This window comes from Caldanaerobius polysaccharolyticus DSM 13641 (genome assembly GCF_000427425.1).
GTDB classification, from domain to species: Bacteria; Bacillota; Thermoanaerobacteria; order Thermoanaerobacterales; family Caldanaerobiaceae; genus Caldanaerobius; species Caldanaerobius polysaccharolyticus.
The window spans coordinates 286,908-306,734 of sequence record NZ_KE386495.1; the positions used below are offsets into that span (position 1 = coordinate 286,908).

A 19,827-nucleotide genomic window follows, 5' to 3' on the forward strand; every position below is an offset into this window, starting at 1 on the left:
TTTTGCTACGTGCTTTACATACTGTTAGAGCCACACCGGCTCTATAGCATTCTAAAAAGCCATAAATTCGGTGTGGCCTAATACTTGAGAGCCCTCTCCCTTTATTTTTTTCTACCACTGTGTATGAAATACGCCCTCTTTGTCGATCCTCTCATAAGTGTGGCTTCCGAAGTAATCCCTTTGAGCCTGTATCAGGTTAGCAGGCAACCTGTCTCTTCGATAAGAATCATAATATCCCAAAGCCGATGCAAAGGACGGCACAGGGATTCCATTCTGCACCGCTAAAGCCACTACCCTTCTCCAGCCATCCATGGCCTTCTCAATCGACTCCTTAAAATAGGGATCTAGAAGCAGGTTATCCAGGTCCGCATTTCTATCATAGACTTGTTTTATCCTGTCCAAAAACTGTGCCCTTATGATGCATCCTCCCCGCCACAACAGCGCAATATTCCCCAGGTTTAAATCCCATTTGTACGTTTCAGAAGCCAGCTTTAATATGTCAAAACCCTGGGCATAAGAGCATATCTTAGAAGCATACAGCGCTTTTTGTATATCATCGATAACCCGCTCTTCATCGCCATCAAAAGAAGGCTGCACACCTTTTAACACCTTAGATGCCTTTACCCTTTCGCTTTTTCTCGCTGAAATAAACCGTGCAAACACGGCCTCAGCTATAGTGGGCGCCAGCGCCCCTATCTCTAAAGCCTCCTGGGACGTCCACTTGCCTGTACCTTTTTGCTGAGCGGTATCCAAAATCACGTCTATAAGAGGCAATCCTGTCTCTTCATCTATTTTGCTCAGTACATCTGCTGTGATCTGTATAAGGTAAGAATTTAATTCTCCTTCATTCCACTTAATAAACACATCCCGTATGCGGTCTACAGGCATTTTAAGCAATTCTCTCATGAGGAAATAGGCTTCACTTATAAGCTGCATATCGCCGTACTCTATGCCGTTGTGTACCATCTTAACGTAATGACCGGCCCCATCAGGCCCTATGTAGTCACAGCACGGGACACCATCTACCTTTGCCGCAATGCTTCTCAATATATCCTTGACCTGATCCCAGGCTTCTCTTGAACCCCCTGGCATAATGCTGGGGCCCTTTCTGGCTCCTTCTTCTCCTCCCGAAATCCCTGTCCCCAGGAACAAAATTCCTTTCTCAGAAAGCTCTCTATACCTTCGAACAGTATCTTTAAAGTAGGAATTGCCACCATCGATGACGATATCCCCTTTGTCCAGCAAAGGCACAAGGGATTGTATAACCATATCCACCGGCCCGCCGGCTTTAACCATGAGCAATACTTTCCTCGGCTTTTTAAGAGAGGCCACAAATTCACTCAAGGTGTACTGAGGCAAAATCCTCTTGCCCTGTCCGAATTTCTCCACAAAATCCTTTGTTACCTCTTCGGTGCGGTTATACACCGCCACAGAATAGCCATTCTCCTCGATGTTGAGCGCGAGGTTTTGTCCCATGACGCCAAGTCCAATGACGCCGATATCTGCGTACATCTAAATCACTCCTTACTGCATTTTTTAAATCAACATGTTTAAAAAGAGTACTCCAATCAATCCCGCTACTGATATAATGGTCTCCATGATAGACCATGTGGCAAAGGTCTCACCTATGGTTAAGTTAAAAAATTCCTTAAACATCCAGAAACCAGGGTCATTAACATGTGAAAATATCAAGCTCCCTGCTCCTGTAGCCAAGACCATCAATTCTGGCCTTATATTTGAGGCAGCAACTATAGGGGCCATAATCCCCGCTGCTGTTATAGCCGCTACTGTAGCAGAACCCTGCGCAATCCTCAACGCTGCGGCAATAAGCCATGCGAGAAACAGTGGCGAAAAGTTGGATTGCTTTACGACATCTGCTATATATTTACCCACGCCGCTGTCTATCAATACCTGCTTGAACGCACCTCCACCGCCTATAATAAGCAGTATCATAGCTATAGAGCTTATCGCCGCCTCCGCAATCTTCATGACCTCATTTATCTTTTTACCTCTATTCAGCCCAAAAGTAAAGATCGCAATTATCACCGCAATCAATAACGCCATAACAGGATCGCCTATAAAGCTCAAAACCGACCTGATATTTGAATTTTCCGGCAGCGTCAACTTGGCGACAGTGGCTAATGCCATCAATATGACAGGTATTAACGCCGTAAATAAGCTAATCCAAAAGCCAGGCAACTCTTCTTCTTTATACGCCTGGGCTTTATAAAGATTTTCAGGTACACCGCGGCTAAACCTCTTAGCATATGTAGCGAAAACCGGCCCGGCTAATATGACTACAGGTATACCTACTAGTATTCCATACAGCAGCGTAAGCCCAATATCAGCTTTATACACCGAAACCACCGCAGTAGCTCCAGGGTGTGGAGGTAAAAATCCGTGGGTTACAGAGAGGGCGGCGGTCATAGGCAAGCCTATATATATTAACGGAATATCGGCCGTAGCCGCTAACGTAAATACAAGGGGGATCAAAAGCACCAGCCCTACCTCGTAAAACAGCGCTATACCTACAATAAACCCTGTAACCACAATGGCTATTTGAACATTCTTACGCCCAAATTTGTTTATCAATGTATTAGCGATTTTTTGTGCTCCTCCACCTTCAGCCATGAGTTTACCTAATATAGCGCCTAAGCCCACAACTAATGCGAGAGACCCAAGGGTACTACCCATACCGTTTTCAATAGAAGCGATAACTTTTGTTATAGGTATACCCTCTCCTATACCAACTGCCAGCGATACAATTATCAACGAAAGAAAACCGTTAAGCTTAAAGCCCATCATTAAAATCAGCAACAGGACAACACCCAGCACAATAACTACTATTGGCATAATAAATCCCCCCTCTATTATTGTAAATTTATAATATTAACAAATTCATCTTTTAGATGATCGTATAAGCGTTCATATATCTCAAACAGTTTAAAGTAAATATCGTGGATGGCCTTATCAGGATATATCGTCTGCGATACAGGAACCATCTTCTCTACATCTTCAATCGCATTTATAAGGCCGAGGGATTTCATGGCTAAAACAGCTGCGCCAAGGCACGAGCTTTCATAGCTCTCTGCTATCAAGACTTCCTTATTAAAAACGTCAGATAAAATCTTAACCCACAACGGCGATCTCACAAAGCCGCCTGTAGCATAAATCTTCTCTACACTACCTGTAACCTGTTCCAGGGCTTTTCCCACGCTGTATATGCCGTATACCACTCCTTCCATCAAAGCCCTTAAAAAGTGCTCTCTGGTGTGGGTTATATTTACCCCGAAGAAAACACCTCTCACATTGGCATTCCAGTGAGGAGCTCTTTCGCCCAGAAGATAAGGCAAAAACACCAATCCACCGGCACCCGGTGAAATACCCCCTGCTTTTTGCGTTAGCACGTCGTAGAAATTCACATTCTCCTTTTCTGCACTCTTGGCCTCCAGGGGATAAAAATTATCTTTAAACCATTTCAGCGCTATACCCCCGTTATTGACGGGACCTCCCAGTACGTAATGGTTCTCCGTGAGTATGTAAGAAAATATTCTCTCCTCGGGATCCGATGCCGGCTTTGGGGAAACCACCCTTATCGCACCGCTGGTGCCTATAGTAACCGCAGCCACACCAGGCTTTACGGCGTTGGTGCCCAGATTGGATAAACATCCATCGCTGGCCCCTACTATAAATGGCACGCCTTTATCTATGTTCAAATAGCGGGCGTATTCATCTTTTAACCCTTTGACGATATACGTGGGAAGTACAGGTACTGACAACTTATCAGGCGATATACCGATAAGGTTAAGCGCTTCATCGTCCCACTTTAGCTTATAAATATCAAACAATCCTGTGGCAGATGCTATGGAATAATCCACTATATATTTAGAAAACAACTTGTAAAAAACGTATTCTTTTATTGATATAAATTTATAAGCTTTATCAAAAACTTCCCTGTCATTATCTTTCATCCACAAAAGCTTGCATAGAGGTGACATGGGGTGCACTGGCGTCCCTGTCCTCATATAAATAGAATGACCTGCTCCGCTTTCTTTTATCAACCTTGCATAACTTTCGCTTCTGGTGTCAGCCCAGATTATACACCTTGTCAAAGGGTTTCCCCTATGGTCTACGGCCAGCAAGCTATGCATGGCTGAACTAAAACTTATTCCAGCAAGCTTATTTCCAGAATAATCGTTTTCCGCCACCACATCTTTTATGGATTCTAAAACCGCCTTAAATATTTCTTCAGGATCCTGTTCGCTCCACGTAGGCCTGGGATTGTATATAGGGTATTCAATGACCTTTTTGGAAATAATCACCCCCTCACGGTTAAACGCTATAGACCTGGTACCTGTCGTACCTATATCTACAGCTACTATATAGTCCATAAATCATCGCCTCACTCGACAAAAAATATTTTCATAATTATTATATCACTCGGGCTATTTGAAATCAATATGAAAATATTTTTCTTACGTTAGTACCTTTTAACCGCTATGCCCTTTCTTATAGAGTAAAGGTTTTTCAACGTGTCTTCCTTGCGCTTGAGGGCCACACCCACGTACAGGCAATCCACTAAAGCAAGCGCCGAAATCCTGGATTCCATAGCTTCACTCCTAAACGCAGATTCTTTTCCATAAGAAATTAATACCACATCTGAAACCTCTGCCAAAGGAGACTTGCTGTTGCCGGTTATAGAGATGATATTTAGGCCATTTTCTTTCCCTATTTTTACGGATTCAACCAGATCTTTATTGCTGCCCGAATTTGAAAAGGCCACTATCACATCGCCTTGTTGCGCCAAAGAGGCGTACATCGCCTGCCAGTGCCCATCGCTGCTGGCCTCGCACCTTATTCCCGTCCTTATAAACTTATGATACGCATCGTATGCCAGTACGCCAGAACCGCCCATGCCGAAAAATAGTATCTGATTGGCCTGCAACATAAAATCCACAGCTTTTTCCAACACCTTATCATCGTTTAACTTCATCGTCTCTTCCAAGCTGTACAAATTGGAATTTAAAATCTTTTGCTTTATTATGTACATGTCGTCATCTTCGTTTATCTCCTCATGGATATTTTGCACAGGCTTGACTACCAAATATGCCAGGTTTATTTTTAAATCCTGATATCCCTTATATCCCAGCTTTTGGCACAACCTAAAAACAGTGGCTTCGCTTACGCCGCATTTCTCGGCTAAGTCAGTTATGGTAAAATGCACAATATCCGCCGTGTTTTCCAGTATGTATGCCGCGGCTTTTTTCTCCGCGGCGTTGAGTTTAGGAAAAATAGCCCTTATCCTCGCCAGACAATCGTATCCTGTTTTTTCATTCATAAAGCTACAACCCCCTAATCATGCCACCTACGCGCCTTTACTGTCTTCGTCCAGTATATTTATTTCCTCTAAGCAAGGGAATTCATAAAGATCGAGAGGTATATCCTGTAAAAAGCTTATAGTACCATCAAAATCCCGCTTAAAATCCAGGTCATTCTCCCTTAGCATTCTCTCCAGCGACAGATTTTCCCATTGTACCCACCTGGCATATCTGGAACGCTCCTCAATGTATTTCCGCATGACATCGCTTTTGTCCACATTATTCATAACCTCGTCGCAGATAAAGAAATTGCACACGTAATTCCTAAAAGCCGGTGGTAGCGTGCACCCATAACCGCTTTTTACAAAGGGACACGCCCGAAAGAATATGCTTTTATCCTTTACGTCCACCTCTTCCTGAGCGTTTTTTAAATAATTCAAATAACCTTCCCGATCAAAATACCCTGTTGCGTGCAAATAATAGTTGTAAACCACTGTACCAGGATTATTGACTATGCGCTCCAGCACATGCAGGCCTTCCATAGACTTTACCATCCTGTGTACATCTATCAACTCAAACTTAGGAAAATATGAACAACATCCACGCAACTTTACACTGCAGTAACTTATCCCCATTTTACTGTTGCAATGATTGCAACAGGTACAGACATAGCGGGCATAACCGTTATAGCGCTCAAGGTATATTTTATCCATGGTTTCGGCTTTCCCCCTATATCATTTGAGAATTTATCCTTATGTCTCTACAATTTTACCAAAAACCACAGCAATTTTCTATCTGCCATCGGCGTTAAAAAACCGGTAAAAAGCAAGGAGCAGCAAATCAAGCAGTAATGCTGCTCCCACTTTCCGCAAACCTGGTTTATTCCATAACCCCATCGTAGGCTTTCCAGTAAAGCTCTTCTAGCTCTTTTACAAGAGGATACCTGGGGTTTGAGCCTGTGCACTGGTCCAGGAAGGCTATATTGGCCATATCATTTACTTCCCTGGCAAAGGTATCCCTGTTTATACCTGCCTCAGCCAGCGAAAGCGGCATATCCAATTTCTTCATCAAATCCACAATAGCATTTATAAGGCTCTTTACACCTTCTTCAACGGTGTCCGCTTTCAAACCCAGGTGTCTCGCTATTTCCGCATACCTTTCTGGCGCCTTGTAATATTCGTATTTAGGATATGATGTGAACTTAGTAGGCTCTGTGGCATTATACCTTATGACATAGGGCATAAGTATAGCATTGGCTCTCCCATGGGGTATATGGAATTTACCTCCTAGGATATGGGCCATACTGTGGTTTATCCCCAAAAATCCATTGGTAAAGGCCATACCTGCCATGCACGACGCATTGTGCATCTTCTCCCTGGCCTCTTTATCCATGCCGTTCTCATAGGCTCTTGGAAGGTATTTGAACACCAATTCAATGGCCTTAATGGCAAGAGCGTCAGTGTAATCTGAGGCCATAACAGAAACATACGCTTCAATGGCATGGGTTAAAACATCCATACCCGTATCAGCAGTGACAGATTTAGGCACCGTATAGGTAAACTCGGGGTCTATAATCGCTATATCTGGAGTGAGTTCGTAATCCGCAAGAGGATATTTTATATTCTTCGTCTTATCGGTTATAACCGCAAAGGCCGTAACCTCTGAACCAGTTCCACTGGTGGTGGGTATAGCAATCATAAGGGCTTTTTTACCTAGCTGCGGGAATTTATACGCCCGTTTTCTGATGTCAATAAATTTCAGCCTCAGCTCTTCAAACTTAGTATCGGGAAATTCGTAGAACAACCACATTCCCTTTGCTGCATCAATGGCAGACCCCCCACCTAGTGCTATGATTAAGTCAGGGTTGAATTTGTTCATGGCCTCCACACCCCTCATAACCGTATCCACCGAGGGGTCCGGCTCTACGTCAGAAAATATCTCATAATCTATTCCCGCTTTATCAAGATGGTATGTCGCTTTATCCACAAACCCTAATTTCACCATGGCTGGATCGGTGACGATAAACGCCTTTCTTCCTTTGACTTTTTCGAGGTATTGTATTGAACCTGGCTCGAAGTAGATCTTAGGCGGAATCTTAAACCATCTCATGTTGTACCTCCTTGCCGCAACCCTCTTTATATTTATCAATTGTCTAGCACTTATGTTAGCCGTGGTGGAGTTTTTACCCATGGTACCGCAACCTAAAGTCAGCGATGGAGTATTGCTATTGTAAATATCGCCGATGGCACCGTGACTGGAAGGCGAATTTATTATTATCCTGCCTGCTCTTACCTTCTCGGAAAATTCCTTAATTATAGCCTCGTCTTCGCAGTGGATAACCGCCGAATGGCCTAAACCGCCGAACTCTGTCATCTCCTGGCACCGCTTTATACCTTCTTTGTAATCCTCCACGATGTACATGGCCAAAATAGGGCTTAACTTCTCCCTAGAAAGAGGATATTGAGGCCCTACTCCTTCCAGCTGCGCTACCAATATCTTAGTGTCTTCAGGTACACTAAAGCCTGCCATCTCGGCTATTTTGGTTGCAGGTTGCCCTACTACCTGAGGATTCATAGCACATTTTTCCTTATCTATTGCAAGATCTTCCAGCTTCTTGCGCTCTTCGTCGTTTACAAAGTAGCATCCATGCTTTTTCATTATATCTATCACTTGATCTGCTACCTCTCTGTCGATTATAACAGCTTGCTCTGATGCGCAGATCATGCCGTTGTCAAAAGTCTTGCTTATGATTAAGTCGTTGACTGCTCTCTTCAAATGGGCGGTTTTATTTATATAGCACGGAACATTACCTGGTCCCACTCCTAATGCCGGTTTACCTGAACTGTACGCAGCCTTTACCATTCCCGCTCCACCTGTGGCCAGTATCAAGGATATTCCAGGGTGATTCATCAGGTACTGGGTGGCCTCCACAGAAGGTTCTTCAATCCACTGGATGCAATATTCAGGAGCTCCATTGGCTACAGCTGTATCTCTCATAAGTTTAGCCGCAGCGATACTGCACTTTAAAGATCTAGGATGAAAGCTAAATATAATAGGATTCCTCGTCTTGACAGCTATAAGGCTCTTGAAAAGCGTCGTCGCTGTAGGGTTTGTAACAGGTGTTATGCCAGCTATAATCCCAACAGGCTCTGCCACCTCAATAAAATCTTCTTCCTCGTTTTCGTGGATTATCCCTACGGTCTTTACGTGTTTAATGTCGTGATACACGTACTCAGTGGCAAACATGTTTTTGATGACCTTATCCTCGTACACGCCCATACCTGTCTCTTCAACTGCCATCTTTGCCAAGTCCATATGCTTATCAATACCCGCCAATGCCATAGCCTTGACGATCCTATCGACTTTTTCCTGATCCAGGCTGTAATACCCTCTTTGAGCTATTTCCGCCTTAGCCACCATCTGGTCTATAGCCTCTCTATAGTTCATATAAATACCTCCCTGTCAATTTATTCACAAAAATTTACCTGTTTCATGGCATTTAAATGCGTATACAATCCATTTTAACAATATATTTTATCCCATAAAACCCGATTTATGCGGCAATTATATGTTAATGTTTTAACAAACTTTACAATTTCATTATACTTTATTGTTAAACATTTGTCAATATTTATTATCTGTTGATATCGATTTCCTTATAAATTTTTGCAAAAAAAACACCGGGACACCCGGTGATTTAAATCTTTCTTATGTATTTGGATATTTCGGTTATTAAAAATACCAAAAGCGATAGTACCAACGCAACGACCCAATCAACAATGCTCAACACCTTTACGCCAAAATATATCTTAAGTGGCGTTACAACGACGGCAAACATGAGAACCAACGAAGACGCAATGGCGTACAGCATATACTTATTGCTCCACAGCCCCACTTTAAACAGCGAAGATTCCGCCCTTGCGTTTAAAGCTTGAAACAGTTGAGCCATGATTAAAGTAGTAAATGCCATCGTCCTGGCAGCGGCCACATCATCTTTTTGCAAACCCCATTCAAAAGCCATCAAAGTCAGCAAGCCTATTAAGATGCCCTGCAATGCTATTCTCCGCCACAGTCCGTGAGCAAAAATACTCTCCCCTTTTGGCCTGGGCTTTTTAGCCATTATATCAGGAGGAGGTGGCTCCATGCTCAGGGCAAGGGCAGGAAGGCTATCCGTAAGAAGGTTAACCCAGAGGATGTGCACGGGTTTAAGGGGAATGGGCGTTCCTAGCATCACCGCCATAAATAGCACCACGACCTCGCCTATATTGCAAGAGAGAAGATAATATATGGATTTTTTGATATTTTCATATATAGTCCTGCCCTCCTGGACAGCAGCGACAATAGTAGCAAAGTTGTCATCTGTCAACACCATATCAGCTGCTCCTTTAGCTACATCCGTACCCGTTATGCCCATTGCCGCTCCTATATCTGCTTGTTTAAGAGCAGGGGCATCATTCACCCCATCACCGGTCATAGCTACAACAGCGCCATTGTTTTGCCACGCCTTTACTATCCTCATCTTGTGCTCAGGTGAAACCCTGGCGTAAACCGATATGCTCTTTACTTTTTGATTTAATTTTTCATCGTCCATAGCGTCCAGTTGAGCACCTGTCAGCGCCATATCACCTTCACTGTATATACCCAGCTCTTTGCCTATAGCTATGGCCGTCGCAAGGTGATCGCCGGTTATCATAACAGGTCTTATTCCTGCGCCTTTGCACAATCTCACGGATTCTTTTACTTCCTCTCTAGGAGGATCTATCATGCCCAACAAGCCGATCAATTTAAGATCACACTCGTATTCGCCGGTACCCTCTTTTATGTCGCTCTCTTTTAAGTCCTTGTAAGCCACGGCCAATACCCTTAGTGCATCTTCAGCCATCTTCTCATTGGCCTTTTTAAAACTTCCCTTTACCTCTTCGCTTAACGGCACTACCTCCCCTTTTATGTACACACCTGTGCACCTATCTATTACCTTATCAGGAGCTCCTTTGGTAATGACCCTGTAACCGCCTTTTATACGGTGCACCGTAGTCATCATCTTTCTATCGGAATCAAAAGGCACCTCGTCAACCCTCTGGTGTGAATTCTCTAATTCACTTTTTTTGATGCCCTTTGACTGAGCAGCAACTACTAAAGCCACCTCTGTGGGATCACCTACGCCTTTTCCATCGCTGTCAATAAAAGCATCCGTACAGAGGGCCGCACATTCCAGCAAAAAGGCCACATCCTTTTCAAAAGCGCCTTGTGGCATATCGCCTTTTACGTCCACTGTCCTATCGTCCACGTGCAACTTTACGACAGTCATGCGGTTCTGGGTGAGCGTACCGGTCTTGTCAGTGCATATCACACTGGCGCTACCCAAGGTTTCCACCGCAGGAAGTTTCCTTATAATAGTTTTTTTCTTTATCATCCTCTGCACGCCTATCGCCAGTGTTATTGTGACTATAGCAGGTAAACCCTCGGGAATCGCAGCCACAGCCAGGCTTACTGCGGTCATAAACATGTCAAAAACCGGCCTTTTCTCCACGACCCCTGCCACAAATATTATAAAGCAAATCAATAGGGCTCCAATCCCCAAATATTTGCCCAACTCTTCCATGCGCTGCTGAAGAGGTGTCACTGTGGTCTCCTGTTGGGTTATAAGCTCAGCAATTTTCCCCATCTCGGTGTCCATGCCTGTAGCCGTTACTATCATTCGCCCTCTCCCGTATATCACAGTGGTGCCCATATACGCCATGTTTATCCTATCTCCCAAAGGCAACTCCCCTGATTCCAGTACCCTCACATCCTTTTCCACAGGTAATGACTCGCCCGTTAAAGCCGACTCATCAATCCTCAGGTTAACAGACTCAAACAACCTACCGTCAGCCGGCACGAAGTTCCCAGCCTCTAAGTACACTATATCCCCAGGTACCAGCTCTCTTACAGGGATTTCAATGATCTTGCCCTCCCGCATAACCCTTGCAGTAGGAGAGGCCAATTTCTTTAATGCCTCCAGGGATTTTTCGGCCTTACTCTCCTGAAACATACCCAACATAGCGTTCAATATTACAATAGCTACTATTATAAAGGCGTCCACAATTTCCCCCAGTAGCAATGATATGACCGTTGCTGCCAGCAATATGATTACCATAAAATCCTTAAATTGCTCTACAAACATGGAAAGAAGAGATCTCTTTTTTTGCTCCCTAAGTTCATTATAGCCATACCTGTCCAATCGCCTTAGAACCTCTTGCCCACTTAGGCCCTTTTCCACGTCCACCTGAAGGGAATCGGCCACGTCTTTAAAGTCTTTACTCCAGTATATGGTCACTCACTCCTTATTTATATGGTTATATTATAATATACCATAACATTTGAAATTTAACAATCGTTGACAGGAACAAAGGTATAACTTTCTAAAAACAAAAAAATCACCGTAACTTCTGAAGAAATTTAATGTACATTTTTCTTCAGAATCGGTGACCATACTCATGCTTTGTCAATAGCGGCGAACCGCTCTATACTACGCACAAACTACGCACAATCAAGTAGGAGGTAAACAATTATTTTATTTACCTCCTCTTTCATTACCGTACCGTCTTTATACAGCGGCTCATTAGGAACCAGTATAATAAAGAAGGCACTCTGGCTTAATTATAGCGAGCCGCTCACGATTTTGTACGTAAAAAATAGCAGCACCCATATTAGAGTGCTTAATGTTTGTATTCTCTAATTCCCAGTTTTTCTTTGAGTGCCTCTTGAAGAACTTGTGAAAAGTTTATATTATTCCTCTCGGCCATAATGTTTAACCATTGAGGTATAGTTAAAGTTTTCTTAACGGACTTATTATCCATTTCATTACGTACAAGGGGCATCCAAACTTCTATAAGTACAGGAATTTGATTTGTTTCAAGTTTTAGTTTATTTATAGGAGTCGGCTCAGGTATTGGCTCATTGTCTCTTTCCATGCCCCATAAAAAGAGCCCTAAAACCTCTTTGGCATTATGCATCGCTTCTTCAGTCGTATCCGCGCACGACAGACAACCTGGTAAATCAGGAAATTCTATTGATATTCCATCATCATCATAAGTAAATATCGCAGGGAAAATATAAGTATCTTTCATATAAATAACCTCCCTTTTTATTCTTATTGCAGGGGGATCGCAGGAATTGTTATATTTCAATCCCTGCCTGTTTTAAAATACTTTTAACTGTTTTTATTGGGATATTCTTCTTTGGATGAGGGACCGTAACTTTGCCTTTTTTAGTTTTATGCTTAAATTGATAATGGTCACCTCTTATTGCGTCTATGTACCAACCATCAGCCTCAAGTATCTTTATTATCTCTCTTGATGAATATGCTTTCATCTCAAATCCCCCTTACAAGTATATTATAATACGTATTATCATACGTGTCAATAGATTTTATAAAAAGACACAAAAAAATAGGCCCCGAAGGGCCTTGATTATTTCTCTTCTTTTATAAATGCACTATATCCCTTTGCTTTCAGCTCTGCCATTAATCTCTCGGCATTTTCCTTTTGATTAAATGCTCCCACCTGAACTCTATACAATGTATTAGAATTAGTTGACGTTGGTTGCTTGGCCGTTGGTTCCAGTTTTGCTTTTATACCAAATGCCTGAACGATTCCATTGCATATCGCATGCGCTATTGCCTGCCTATTAGCTTCTTCTTTTAGAAAGTTCGCATCCTTGAGGGTATCTATAAACAAATTCTCCACCAAGATCGCCGGCATCTTTGTTTCCCTGAGCACTGCATAGTTCGCTGTTTTTATGCCTCTGTCAACAAACCCTTTTGTTGTATACAGCTTCGCAATTTCTTTGTGAATGATCTCTTGTATAGTAGCAGTTTTTTGGCTTGCAGCAGGGTGGCGATAACTCTCAAATCCACTACCACCACCTGCGTTGATATGGATACTAATAAAGAAATCCGCCTTTGCAGAATTTGCTATAGCTGCACGCTGTGAAAGTCCTACATCAATGTCTTTGTCTCTCGTTAGTACTGTACTTATTTCAAAGTTCTTCAGTAAGTTATTTAGCTTCAGCGAAATATCCAACGTTAAATCTTTTTCTCGAAGTCCATTTGCCACTGCCCCTGGATCTTTTCCACCATGCCCCGCATCAATACACACTATCATTGTTTTACATCTCCCTTCCCTTTTAGGATTGCAACTGCTTTCTGTATTGTGTCAGGTACAGGCAATCCAATACGTCCGGTGTTTTCTACGATGCTCAAAAGCTCGTTTGCAAGGTAAAAAAATATTGTCGCATCTCTGAACACACTCGTATCTCCCAGAGCTGTATCAACCAAATGCGCCATAGCAACCAATACGAATATCATCACTTTTCGAGATATGCCCTTCCATCCCACTGACGAATTGAGTTTCCCTTCGATTCCAGCTGCCATGACACCTGTGATATAGTCCGTGATGACAAATGCCAACAACACACCAAGCAACGCGCTCCACCCCCCAAAAAGATAGGAGGCGAAAGCGCCTCCGATACTACAAGCGGATTTGAATATGTTTTCGTACTTCATATACATTACTCCTTTCACGCATAAAAATCGCCTCATGGCGTTGTGTAGTTTACTGAAAGCTTTGGCGTTGCAAGAATTGTGTTAGCTTGCTCTTGTGTAATATATCCTTTTGATACAGCACTTTGTATCTTAACTTCATCAGCTTTTCCCAAAATCCACATATATAAGAGAAACTCATACATACCTATCACCACCTCATATTAGATTTAGTAAAGCATTTTCAAGAGCTGATATTCTCTCTTCGATTGTTGGCTCTGGCGGTAACCCCTCCTTTGCTAAACCTTCATTGAAGATTAAATCAAAGTTATTCTGTATATAATCTATAAGGTTAGCCCTATCAGCTAATTGCACTTCTACCTCATCATATTCGTATATTATATCTCCATATTCATTCGTTGTCGTTGTTACATTTTTTCGTAGTAGTACTGTCACAATACCGTTCTTACCTTCTTTTACCCATATTGCATCTGGATTTACTGAACCTTGTACTTTCATGAGCATACCTCCTTAAATTTATTAATTTTGTTTGCTAACGGACTGATATATTTTTGTTTGAGATTATGGCAATTAGCCCATTTAAGCCATCCTTTATAAGATTGAATAGTGCAAAAATCATGATAATTTATTTTTTCTTTCTTAGATATTCTTCTCATCTTACGTTTAAATTGCTTTGCTGTTGATTTTCTTAACAGTGTATAATCCCCAAAACTTCTATACCCAACAAAGTCGACACCTCTTATATAAGTCGGGAATACTTGCCAATTTTCTTTCAGTGTTAAATCCAAATTATCTTGCAAATATTTTTCTATTTCTTTTCTCAACTCGTGCAAAAACTCTTTATCTGAATGGAGTATTACAATATCATCCATATACCTCAAATAATATTTGATTTTCTTGCTTTCTTTTATCCAATGATCAAAATATGTGAGATAGAAGTTTGCAAAATATTGTGAAAGATAATTTCCTATAGGTACATTTTTCTCGCCATCTACACTATCAATTATCTCATCTAAAAGCCACAATAAATCTTTGTCTTTAAATTTGTGTCTTAAAAGTTGCTTCAAGATTTTATGATTAATACTTGGGAAAAATTTCTTAATATCAAGTTTTAAGTAATATTTTGTACCTTGTTTATCTTTCATGAATTTGTGTAATTTCTTTAAAGCATCATGTATTCCTCTATTGGGTATAGCTGCAAAAGTATCTCGAATAAAAGATTTAATGAAAATATCCTCTATTTGTAGCATAATAGCCCAGTGTACTATTCTATCAGGATAATAAGGTAATTTATATATTTCTCTTTCTTTACCTTTATCATTAATCTTAAATATTGTATATTGTGATGTTTTATAAGTTTTATTCTTTAGCATATCTTGTATCTGATACAAATAATAATCAGGATTTTTGTCTACCATTTTTACTTCCGTATAATGTGTTTTACCTTTTCTTGCGTTTTTATGTGCCTTTCTTAAATTATCTATATCATATATTTTTTCGTAAATATTGTTATATCTTTTCATATAACATCATCCTTCTGCTTTGTATTTCTTCGGTTGAATGTTCGGTTCAATAAACCTACTAATACAACGTATTTGTCAGTTTTGTGTTTTGGCAAGAGCCAAGGCAAATAGATTGCAAAATTTTAGAAATAAGAAATACAAAGTAAGTGAGTGCTGATATTGCGATTCCGATTACCTGACAATTCATTCACATTCCAATTGAAAGTGCTGGTATTCGAGCCATTATTCCAATTTCTGCTGAGCATAGCAATAAACCCTATCTATTTGCCTATACTATTAATTTATGGAATATAAAGCAAGCGAGCGCCGACATCGCGACCCCAATAACCCGACGACACAGTCATATTCCAATTGAAAGCGCCGGCATCCGAGCCACTAAGCCAATCTCCGCCGAGCACCGCAACCCTATTACCAGTAAGTTGATTATAATAATCATGTAAGTAAGTTGATGAAGAGCCGGCAACATTTGACGGTAAAAAGCCATAATTAAATACATCATTATATGCTATATCTTTTACATAACCATTTACTGCAGGTAAGACAACATTGAGCGGTTTGTATGGATCAGTAAAGTAATCGGATCCAAAACCGTGGTCTGCAGACCATGGAATATGATCTGTTTTTATGTTTATTCCGTCCACCCATTTCCATATATTCCCCCACAAGTTTTCTATACCTCTATATGATACCGCGTTTGTTGCTTGACCAGTCTGATAATGTGTTACTGAAACACTACCCGAATTATTTCCTAAAGTCGAAGTGTATCCTGTGTTTATAGCCATATTTGTCGATCTATCATCTGTGATATTAGTTACGCCTGAGCCAATTTTGCCCTGTGTATCAAAAGAAGCGTATTCAACTACAAACAATAACTGTACTGCACATATTGTTAAAAAGTCTGCAACTCCCAATTTGAACCTCTGTTATGTGCTAATATGCGTGAATTCGGCAATGTTAAATTTTGCGTTAGCCCTGAACACGGTTTTGCTCCAGCTCTGGAACACAATTTGTCGCCCGTGCCTGTAGTAAAATCTGCCACCTGCTCGTCGTTTAACAAATAAGCACCTGCTGAAACATCGTAAATACTACCTTCGTATGCGGCTATATAAATATATTGCTTTGTTACATTATTCCTAATAAACGCTGGATGTACTTGGAAGCCAGGTAATGGATTTGGTGATACCCACCACCTATAACCGGTAGATGTTCTCATAGATTTATAATAAAATTTCGGTATTTCAACCATAACCTGACCATTAGAACCATCTTCTTTGTAGGTCGGGTCACCGTAATACGCCAACACTCGTCCATCATCCGCGACATTACATCTACGCATACCAGCCCAAGGAAATATATTGTTGAAGTCAGGTTGAGTTAAACCTGCTGCATCATCGATTCTTGTAAAAGTATCTGTCTGGATATTATATTCTACACCGTACATCCCCGTTCCCTTGCCGGTTAAATAATTATACAGGTCTTGCTGAATTGAAATTAAATTCAGCATATCATCTCTCGTTGGAAGAAAAAATTGTGACATTATATCACCTCCTCAAAGTATGCTATATTATTTGTCCCGTCTATAGCAAAACGCCATTGTTTGCCTGTGCTGTCTTTGATTATTATTCCTCCATTGAATCTGCTATCAAGAATATCCATATTCCCATTAATGTCAGTTATATTAACTGCATCAGAGCTATCAGGTTTTTTAAGATTCAAATTAGGTGTATATGAAGCCATAAAAATCACCTCCGCAAGAAAAAATTAAACACTCATAAACGCCTGTATAAATAAACTTGCGTTTATTCGACCCAATGTAGTTGATGAAATTTCAATTGTGTGCCAGCCATTTGAGTTTACAGGAATATCTATATCTGTTTGGTCAGTATTGATATCACTAACTATTACTGTGCCATCAAGCTTCACCGACACATTTGTTGGCTTCGTCGCTGTATATATTCCATATAGAATATCGTGGCTGTGACTCCCAATTGAAATTTGATGAGTATGCTCAATATTATGAGTATGGTCTGGAATCAAATGCATATGAGCAGGAATAGTGTGGGTATGGTCCCCATCAGATGTTACTGTTATTGTTGCATTCACTTGCCCATACTCTGTATAAACACTAGCACCATTTATTTTGACCAAGTGATTGTGCCCATGAAAAGTGTATGAATGATCATGGCTACCACTTGTATTTGTGATAGTTCCGTTCCCTGTAGTCCCCCCTATCGATGGGTCATTATTGTATGATGTAGCATCAACCCAAGATGGGTTCAGTATATCTGAATATGCACCTGAAGTTGATTTGCTGCTCGGGCCACTCGTAACACCCCAACCGCCAAAAGCAGCAGCACCTTTTTCATACGCTCTAAATGACTCTAACGATATATTCAAACGGCATTTTCTTACAGACAGAGTCTCGGGTGGCAGGTAAAACTTCAACTGCATCGGATGTGAACTATCAAGATTATCAACAATGCTGTCCTGCCATGTTTGGAGAATACCATCCTGATCTAAAATTGTTCTTTGCCCTGTCGCATCTTTGATTTCAAGCCCATACTTTCCTTGAATATATTGTCCCAATCTAACCCTTATATTGTTATTCTCGTCAGTAACATACAACCCTGTGCTATCAATATAGAGATTATTTTCTTCGCTTATTACTCTCACCAAAGACGTATTAAGCTGTCCAGTATTAATAACGTCCGCCGTAAACCCGTCTCCGGTGCCAAACGTCCGCCATATCCAATTCCCATTAGCATCCTTCTGATTCGCAATTGCCAGCATCCCGCCTACCAGGGCTATGGCCTTTGTGGGATTATCTTTATTATCCAATATCAAAAGGCCCTGGTCGTTAGCGACAACAGTCCCTAACCCGGCCTGAAGTTCATTGTTGTGTGTATCAATGATACCTTCCAGCCATTTCGTTGATAACTTTTTTGTCTCACTGTTAAAGGCAGTTTCTACAATATTCTGTGTTTTTTGGAAGCTGACAAAATAGTCTGTTAGTTTTGGTATGAAGTTTCCCAAAACCACCGATGACCTCTGCGGCTCAAAAGGATAATAGGTGTATTCCAAGATTTCAGCCTTAACGTCTATACCAAGTTCTTCATCAATGATTGTAATAATATCGCCCAAATTGAACTTCTCATATTCATAACCTGTAAGCTTCGATAATTCCACCACATTGACATCATAAGATACTTTCGGCACTTCTACTTTTGCCAGATACTTTTGTGCCTCATCTAAAAGCTTTTGCGGGTCATCTATATCATCAAACTTAACTTCACCGATTTTGGGCCTTGAGTAATTTCCAATATACTGGCTGTCAATATACTTCTGACCGGTAATGCTTTCAAAAGTAAGCCCATCTTTGCCGTAAACATATAGCCGGGTTACTACATCCCGGCCATCGGTAATCTTTTTTATGGTCTTGATGTTTTTCTTATATCTAAACTGAATGCCGTTATCCTGGCCTATATTATGGAGTAAGGATATATTGAAATTATCCCGCTTTAGCTCTCCACACCATACCTCTATAACTTTGAGGATATTGTGATGTATATCCCCTCTTTCAAGCCTTATATCCGATACGGAAAATTCATCCACTCTTTCAATGGTAAACCGGGTGCCGCTTATAAGCATGTTTAATACTACCTGGGGAGTGGTGGCAGGGATGAAGTTAAATTCTTCCCTGTCTTCTTCCCAGTATTCGCCGAGAAGCTCAAAATAGATATGTTTTCCTTCTATAGTGCCTATCAATTTATTTTCTTCGTCTCTTTCTTCATCAAAGTAGTTTATCATGAAATACTGACCTTTGATTTCAACGTAGTTACCATATTGAATATACTGCCATTTAGGATCATTCCGCGGCAAATTCATTGAGAAGGCATAATCTCCATTGATTTGTTCTGTCACTTTTACATTGAAGGCATTTTCAAGATAAGCTATTCGCTTTAAATCCTTGTCAAGGACTATGGGAACATCTCTCATTATAACCACCTGTCTTTATATTCAATTTCAATATTTACTAACACATTGCCGGTATCATCTTGAATAACAATGAAATTTGTTCCGGGTTCAAGCTCAATAAATTTATCAAGAGCATTGTTAGCAAGTAGATTGTCAACCAGGGCTTCCATTTTCTCCGTATCAATTCTAAGTGTTTGGCCAGGGCTTATTTCGCCAGTAAAAATCATCTGAGAAAGTATGGATGTAAGTTGGAATGAATCGACGACAATTTCCTTAAGCAAATAGAGTATTTGCGCCGAATCTGTATAATATGTTTTATATGCCGAGATAACAAACTTTGTATCAACATACTTTTCATGGTTAGCATATATAATTTGCTTGCTGTCTGAAAGCACTTCTTTATTAAGAATAATAACTTGTTTTGAATCGGCGTTTAAACTTGTATTAAGATATAATACTACCTTCATAT

Annotated in this window: 19 protein-coding genes; all 19 read right to left on the reverse strand. The window is 40.9% G+C overall.

The window, feature by feature from the left end; translation table 11 throughout:
• Nucleotides 1–111: 111 nt before the first annotated feature.
• On the reverse strand, nucleotides 112–1,512 hold the full coding sequence (gene gndA / locus CALPO_RS0107675; protein ID WP_026486789.1) for an NADP-dependent phosphogluconate dehydrogenase: 1,401 nt from the start codon (nucleotides 1,510–1,512) through the stop codon (nucleotides 112–114).
• A gap of 24 nt (nucleotides 1,513–1,536) precedes the next feature.
• Nucleotides 1,537–2,853 (reverse strand): gluconate:H+ symporter, encoded by a 1,317-nt coding sequence (locus CALPO_RS0107680; RefSeq protein ID WP_026486790.1) that lies wholly within the window; start codon nucleotides 2,851–2,853, stop codon nucleotides 1,537–1,539.
• Nucleotides 2,854–2,870: 17 nt separating this feature from the next.
• Nucleotides 2,871–4,391, reverse strand: a complete 1,521-nt coding sequence (locus CALPO_RS0107685) for a gluconokinase (RefSeq protein WP_026486791.1) — start codon at nucleotides 4,389–4,391, stop codon at nucleotides 2,871–2,873.
• Nucleotides 4,392–4,480: 89 nt separating this feature from the next.
• Nucleotides 4,481–5,338: a MurR/RpiR family transcriptional regulator gene (locus tag CALPO_RS0107690; RefSeq protein WP_026486792.1), complete on the reverse strand. Its 858-nt coding sequence runs from the start codon at nucleotides 5,336–5,338 to the stop codon at nucleotides 4,481–4,483.
• A 27-nt stretch (nucleotides 5,339–5,365) separates the two neighbouring features.
• Complete coding sequence (locus CALPO_RS0107695) at nucleotides 5,366–6,031, reverse strand: hypothetical protein (protein WP_026486793.1); 666 nt, start codon at nucleotides 6,029–6,031, stop codon at nucleotides 5,366–5,368.
• A gap of 166 nt (nucleotides 6,032–6,197) precedes the next feature.
• The gene (gene adhE / locus CALPO_RS0107700; protein ID WP_035172471.1) at nucleotides 6,198–8,765 is read right to left on the reverse strand and encodes a bifunctional acetaldehyde-CoA/alcohol dehydrogenase; all 2,568 of its coding nucleotides are present in this window, start codon (nucleotides 8,763–8,765) and stop codon (nucleotides 6,198–6,200) included.
• Nucleotides 8,766–9,015: 250 nt separating this feature from the next.
• On the reverse strand, nucleotides 9,016–11,634 hold the full coding sequence (locus tag CALPO_RS0107705; protein WP_035172473.1) for a calcium-translocating P-type ATPase, SERCA-type: 2,619 nt from the start codon (nucleotides 11,632–11,634) through the stop codon (nucleotides 9,016–9,018).
• A gap of 382 nt (nucleotides 11,635–12,016) precedes the next feature.
• A complete protein-coding gene (locus CALPO_RS0107710; RefSeq protein WP_026486675.1) occupies nucleotides 12,017–12,427 on the reverse strand; it encodes a type II toxin-antitoxin system HicB family antitoxin in 411 nt (136 codons plus the stop codon).
• Nucleotides 12,428–12,476: 49 nt separating this feature from the next.
• Nucleotides 12,477–12,671 carry a type II toxin-antitoxin system HicA family toxin gene (locus CALPO_RS0107715; protein ID WP_026486676.1) on the reverse strand — a complete coding sequence of 65 codons (195 nt, stop codon included), beginning with the start codon at nucleotides 12,669–12,671 and terminating at the stop codon, nucleotides 12,477–12,479.
• A 98-nt stretch (nucleotides 12,672–12,769) separates the two neighbouring features.
• A complete protein-coding gene (locus tag CALPO_RS0107720; RefSeq protein ID WP_026486796.1) occupies nucleotides 12,770–13,462 on the reverse strand; it encodes an N-acetylmuramoyl-L-alanine amidase in 693 nt (230 codons plus the stop codon).
• Nucleotides 13,459–13,863 (reverse strand): phage holin family protein, encoded by a 405-nt coding sequence (locus CALPO_RS0107725; protein ID WP_026486797.1) that lies wholly within the window; start codon nucleotides 13,861–13,863, stop codon nucleotides 13,459–13,461. Before CALPO_RS0107725 ends, CALPO_RS0107720 begins: the two co-directional genes overlap by 4 nt.
• Before the next feature lie 32 nt (nucleotides 13,864–13,895).
• Entirely contained in the window at nucleotides 13,896–14,045 is a 150-nt protein-coding gene (locus CALPO_RS14675) for a hypothetical protein (RefSeq protein WP_156940165.1), read from the reverse strand.
• A 13-nt stretch (nucleotides 14,046–14,058) separates the two neighbouring features.
• Nucleotides 14,059–14,358 (reverse strand): hypothetical protein, encoded by a 300-nt coding sequence (locus tag CALPO_RS0107735; protein ID WP_026486798.1) that lies wholly within the window; start codon nucleotides 14,356–14,358, stop codon nucleotides 14,059–14,061.
• Complete coding sequence (locus CALPO_RS0107740; protein WP_026486799.1) at nucleotides 14,355–15,383, reverse strand: RNA-directed DNA polymerase; 1,029 nt, start codon at nucleotides 15,381–15,383, stop codon at nucleotides 14,355–14,357. The genes CALPO_RS0107735 and CALPO_RS0107740 overlap by 4 nt, the downstream gene beginning before the upstream one ends.
• Nucleotides 15,384–15,664: 281 nt before the next feature.
• A complete protein-coding gene (locus CALPO_RS14220) occupies nucleotides 15,665–16,294 on the reverse strand; it encodes a hypothetical protein (RefSeq protein WP_026486800.1) in 630 nt (209 codons plus the stop codon).
• Nucleotides 16,273–16,920: a hypothetical protein gene (locus tag CALPO_RS14225; protein WP_026486801.1), complete on the reverse strand. Its 648-nt coding sequence runs from the start codon at nucleotides 16,918–16,920 to the stop codon at nucleotides 16,273–16,275. Before CALPO_RS14225 ends, CALPO_RS14220 begins: the two co-directional genes overlap by 22 nt.
• Complete coding sequence (locus CALPO_RS0107755) at nucleotides 16,920–17,120, reverse strand: hypothetical protein (protein WP_026486802.1); 201 nt, start codon at nucleotides 17,118–17,120, stop codon at nucleotides 16,920–16,922. The genes CALPO_RS14225 and CALPO_RS0107755 overlap by 1 nt, the downstream gene beginning before the upstream one ends.
• 24 nt (nucleotides 17,121–17,144) lie before the next feature.
• On the reverse strand, nucleotides 17,145–19,379 hold the full coding sequence (locus CALPO_RS0107760; protein ID WP_026486803.1) for a phage tail protein: 2,235 nt from the start codon (nucleotides 19,377–19,379) through the stop codon (nucleotides 17,145–17,147).
• Nucleotides 19,379–19,825, reverse strand: coding sequence for a phage distal tail protein (locus CALPO_RS0107765; protein WP_169736188.1), 447 nt, complete (start codon nucleotides 19,823–19,825; stop codon nucleotides 19,379–19,381). The genes CALPO_RS0107760 and CALPO_RS0107765 overlap by 1 nt, the downstream gene beginning before the upstream one ends.
• Between the last annotated feature and the right edge of the window lie 2 nt (nucleotides 19,826–19,827).

What these genes read in the sequence shown, in the direction of transcription:
- CALPO_RS0107680 (WP_026486790.1), bottom strand. Translation starts at nt 2,853, where the DNA reads ATGCCAATAGTAGTTATTGTGCTGGGTGTTGTCCTGTTGCTGATTTTA.
- adhE (WP_035172471.1), bottom strand. Translation starts at nt 8,765, where the DNA reads ATGAACTATAGAGAGGCTATAGACCAGATGGTGGCTAAGGCGGAAATA.
- CALPO_RS0107740 (WP_026486799.1), bottom strand. Translation starts at nt 15,383, where the DNA reads ATGAAAAGATATAACAATATTTACGAAAAAATATATGATATAGATAAT.
- CALPO_RS0107695 (WP_026486793.1), bottom strand. Translation starts at nt 6,031, where the DNA reads ATGGATAAAATATACCTTGAGCGCTATAACGGTTATGCCCGCTATGTC.
- CALPO_RS0107710 (WP_026486675.1), bottom strand. Translation starts at nt 12,427, where the DNA reads ATGAAAGATACTTATATTTTCCCTGCGATATTTACTTATGATGATGAT.
- CALPO_RS0107755 (WP_026486802.1), bottom strand. Translation starts at nt 17,120, where the DNA reads ATGGCTTCATATACACCTAATTTGAATCTTAAAAAACCTGATAGCTCT.
- CALPO_RS14675 (WP_156940165.1), bottom strand. Translation starts at nt 14,045, where the DNA reads ATGTATGAGTTTCTCTTATATATGTGGATTTTGGGAAAAGCTGATGAA.
- CALPO_RS0107685 (WP_026486791.1), bottom strand. Translation starts at nt 4,391, where the DNA reads ATGGACTATATAGTAGCTGTAGATATAGGTACGACAGGTACCAGGTCT.
- CALPO_RS0107690 (WP_026486792.1), bottom strand. Translation starts at nt 5,338, where the DNA reads ATGAATGAAAAAACAGGATACGATTGTCTGGCGAGGATAAGGGCTATT.
- CALPO_RS0107725 (WP_026486797.1), bottom strand. Translation starts at nt 13,863, where the DNA reads ATGAAGTACGAAAACATATTCAAATCCGCTTGTAGTATCGGAGGCGCT.
- CALPO_RS0107735 (WP_026486798.1), bottom strand. Translation starts at nt 14,358, where the DNA reads ATGAAAGTACAAGGTTCAGTAAATCCAGATGCAATATGGGTAAAAGAA.
- CALPO_RS0107720 (WP_026486796.1), bottom strand. Translation starts at nt 13,462, where the DNA reads ATGATAGTGTGTATTGATGCGGGGCATGGTGGAAAAGATCCAGGGGCA.
- CALPO_RS14225 (WP_026486801.1), bottom strand. Translation starts at nt 16,920, where the DNA reads ATGTCACAATTTTTTCTTCCAACGAGAGATGATATGCTGAATTTAATT.
- CALPO_RS0107765 (WP_169736188.1), bottom strand. Translation starts at nt 19,825, where the DNA reads ATGAAGGTAGTATTATATCTTAATACAAGTTTAAACGCCGATTCAAAA.
- gndA (WP_026486789.1), bottom strand. Translation starts at nt 1,512, where the DNA reads ATGTACGCAGATATCGGCGTCATTGGACTTGGCGTCATGGGACAAAAC.
- CALPO_RS0107715 (WP_026486676.1), bottom strand. Translation starts at nt 12,671, where the DNA reads ATGAAAGCATATTCATCAAGAGAGATAATAAAGATACTTGAGGCTGAT.
- CALPO_RS0107760 (WP_026486803.1), bottom strand. Translation starts at nt 19,379, where the DNA reads ATGAGAGATGTTCCCATAGTCCTTGACAAGGATTTAAAGCGAATAGCT.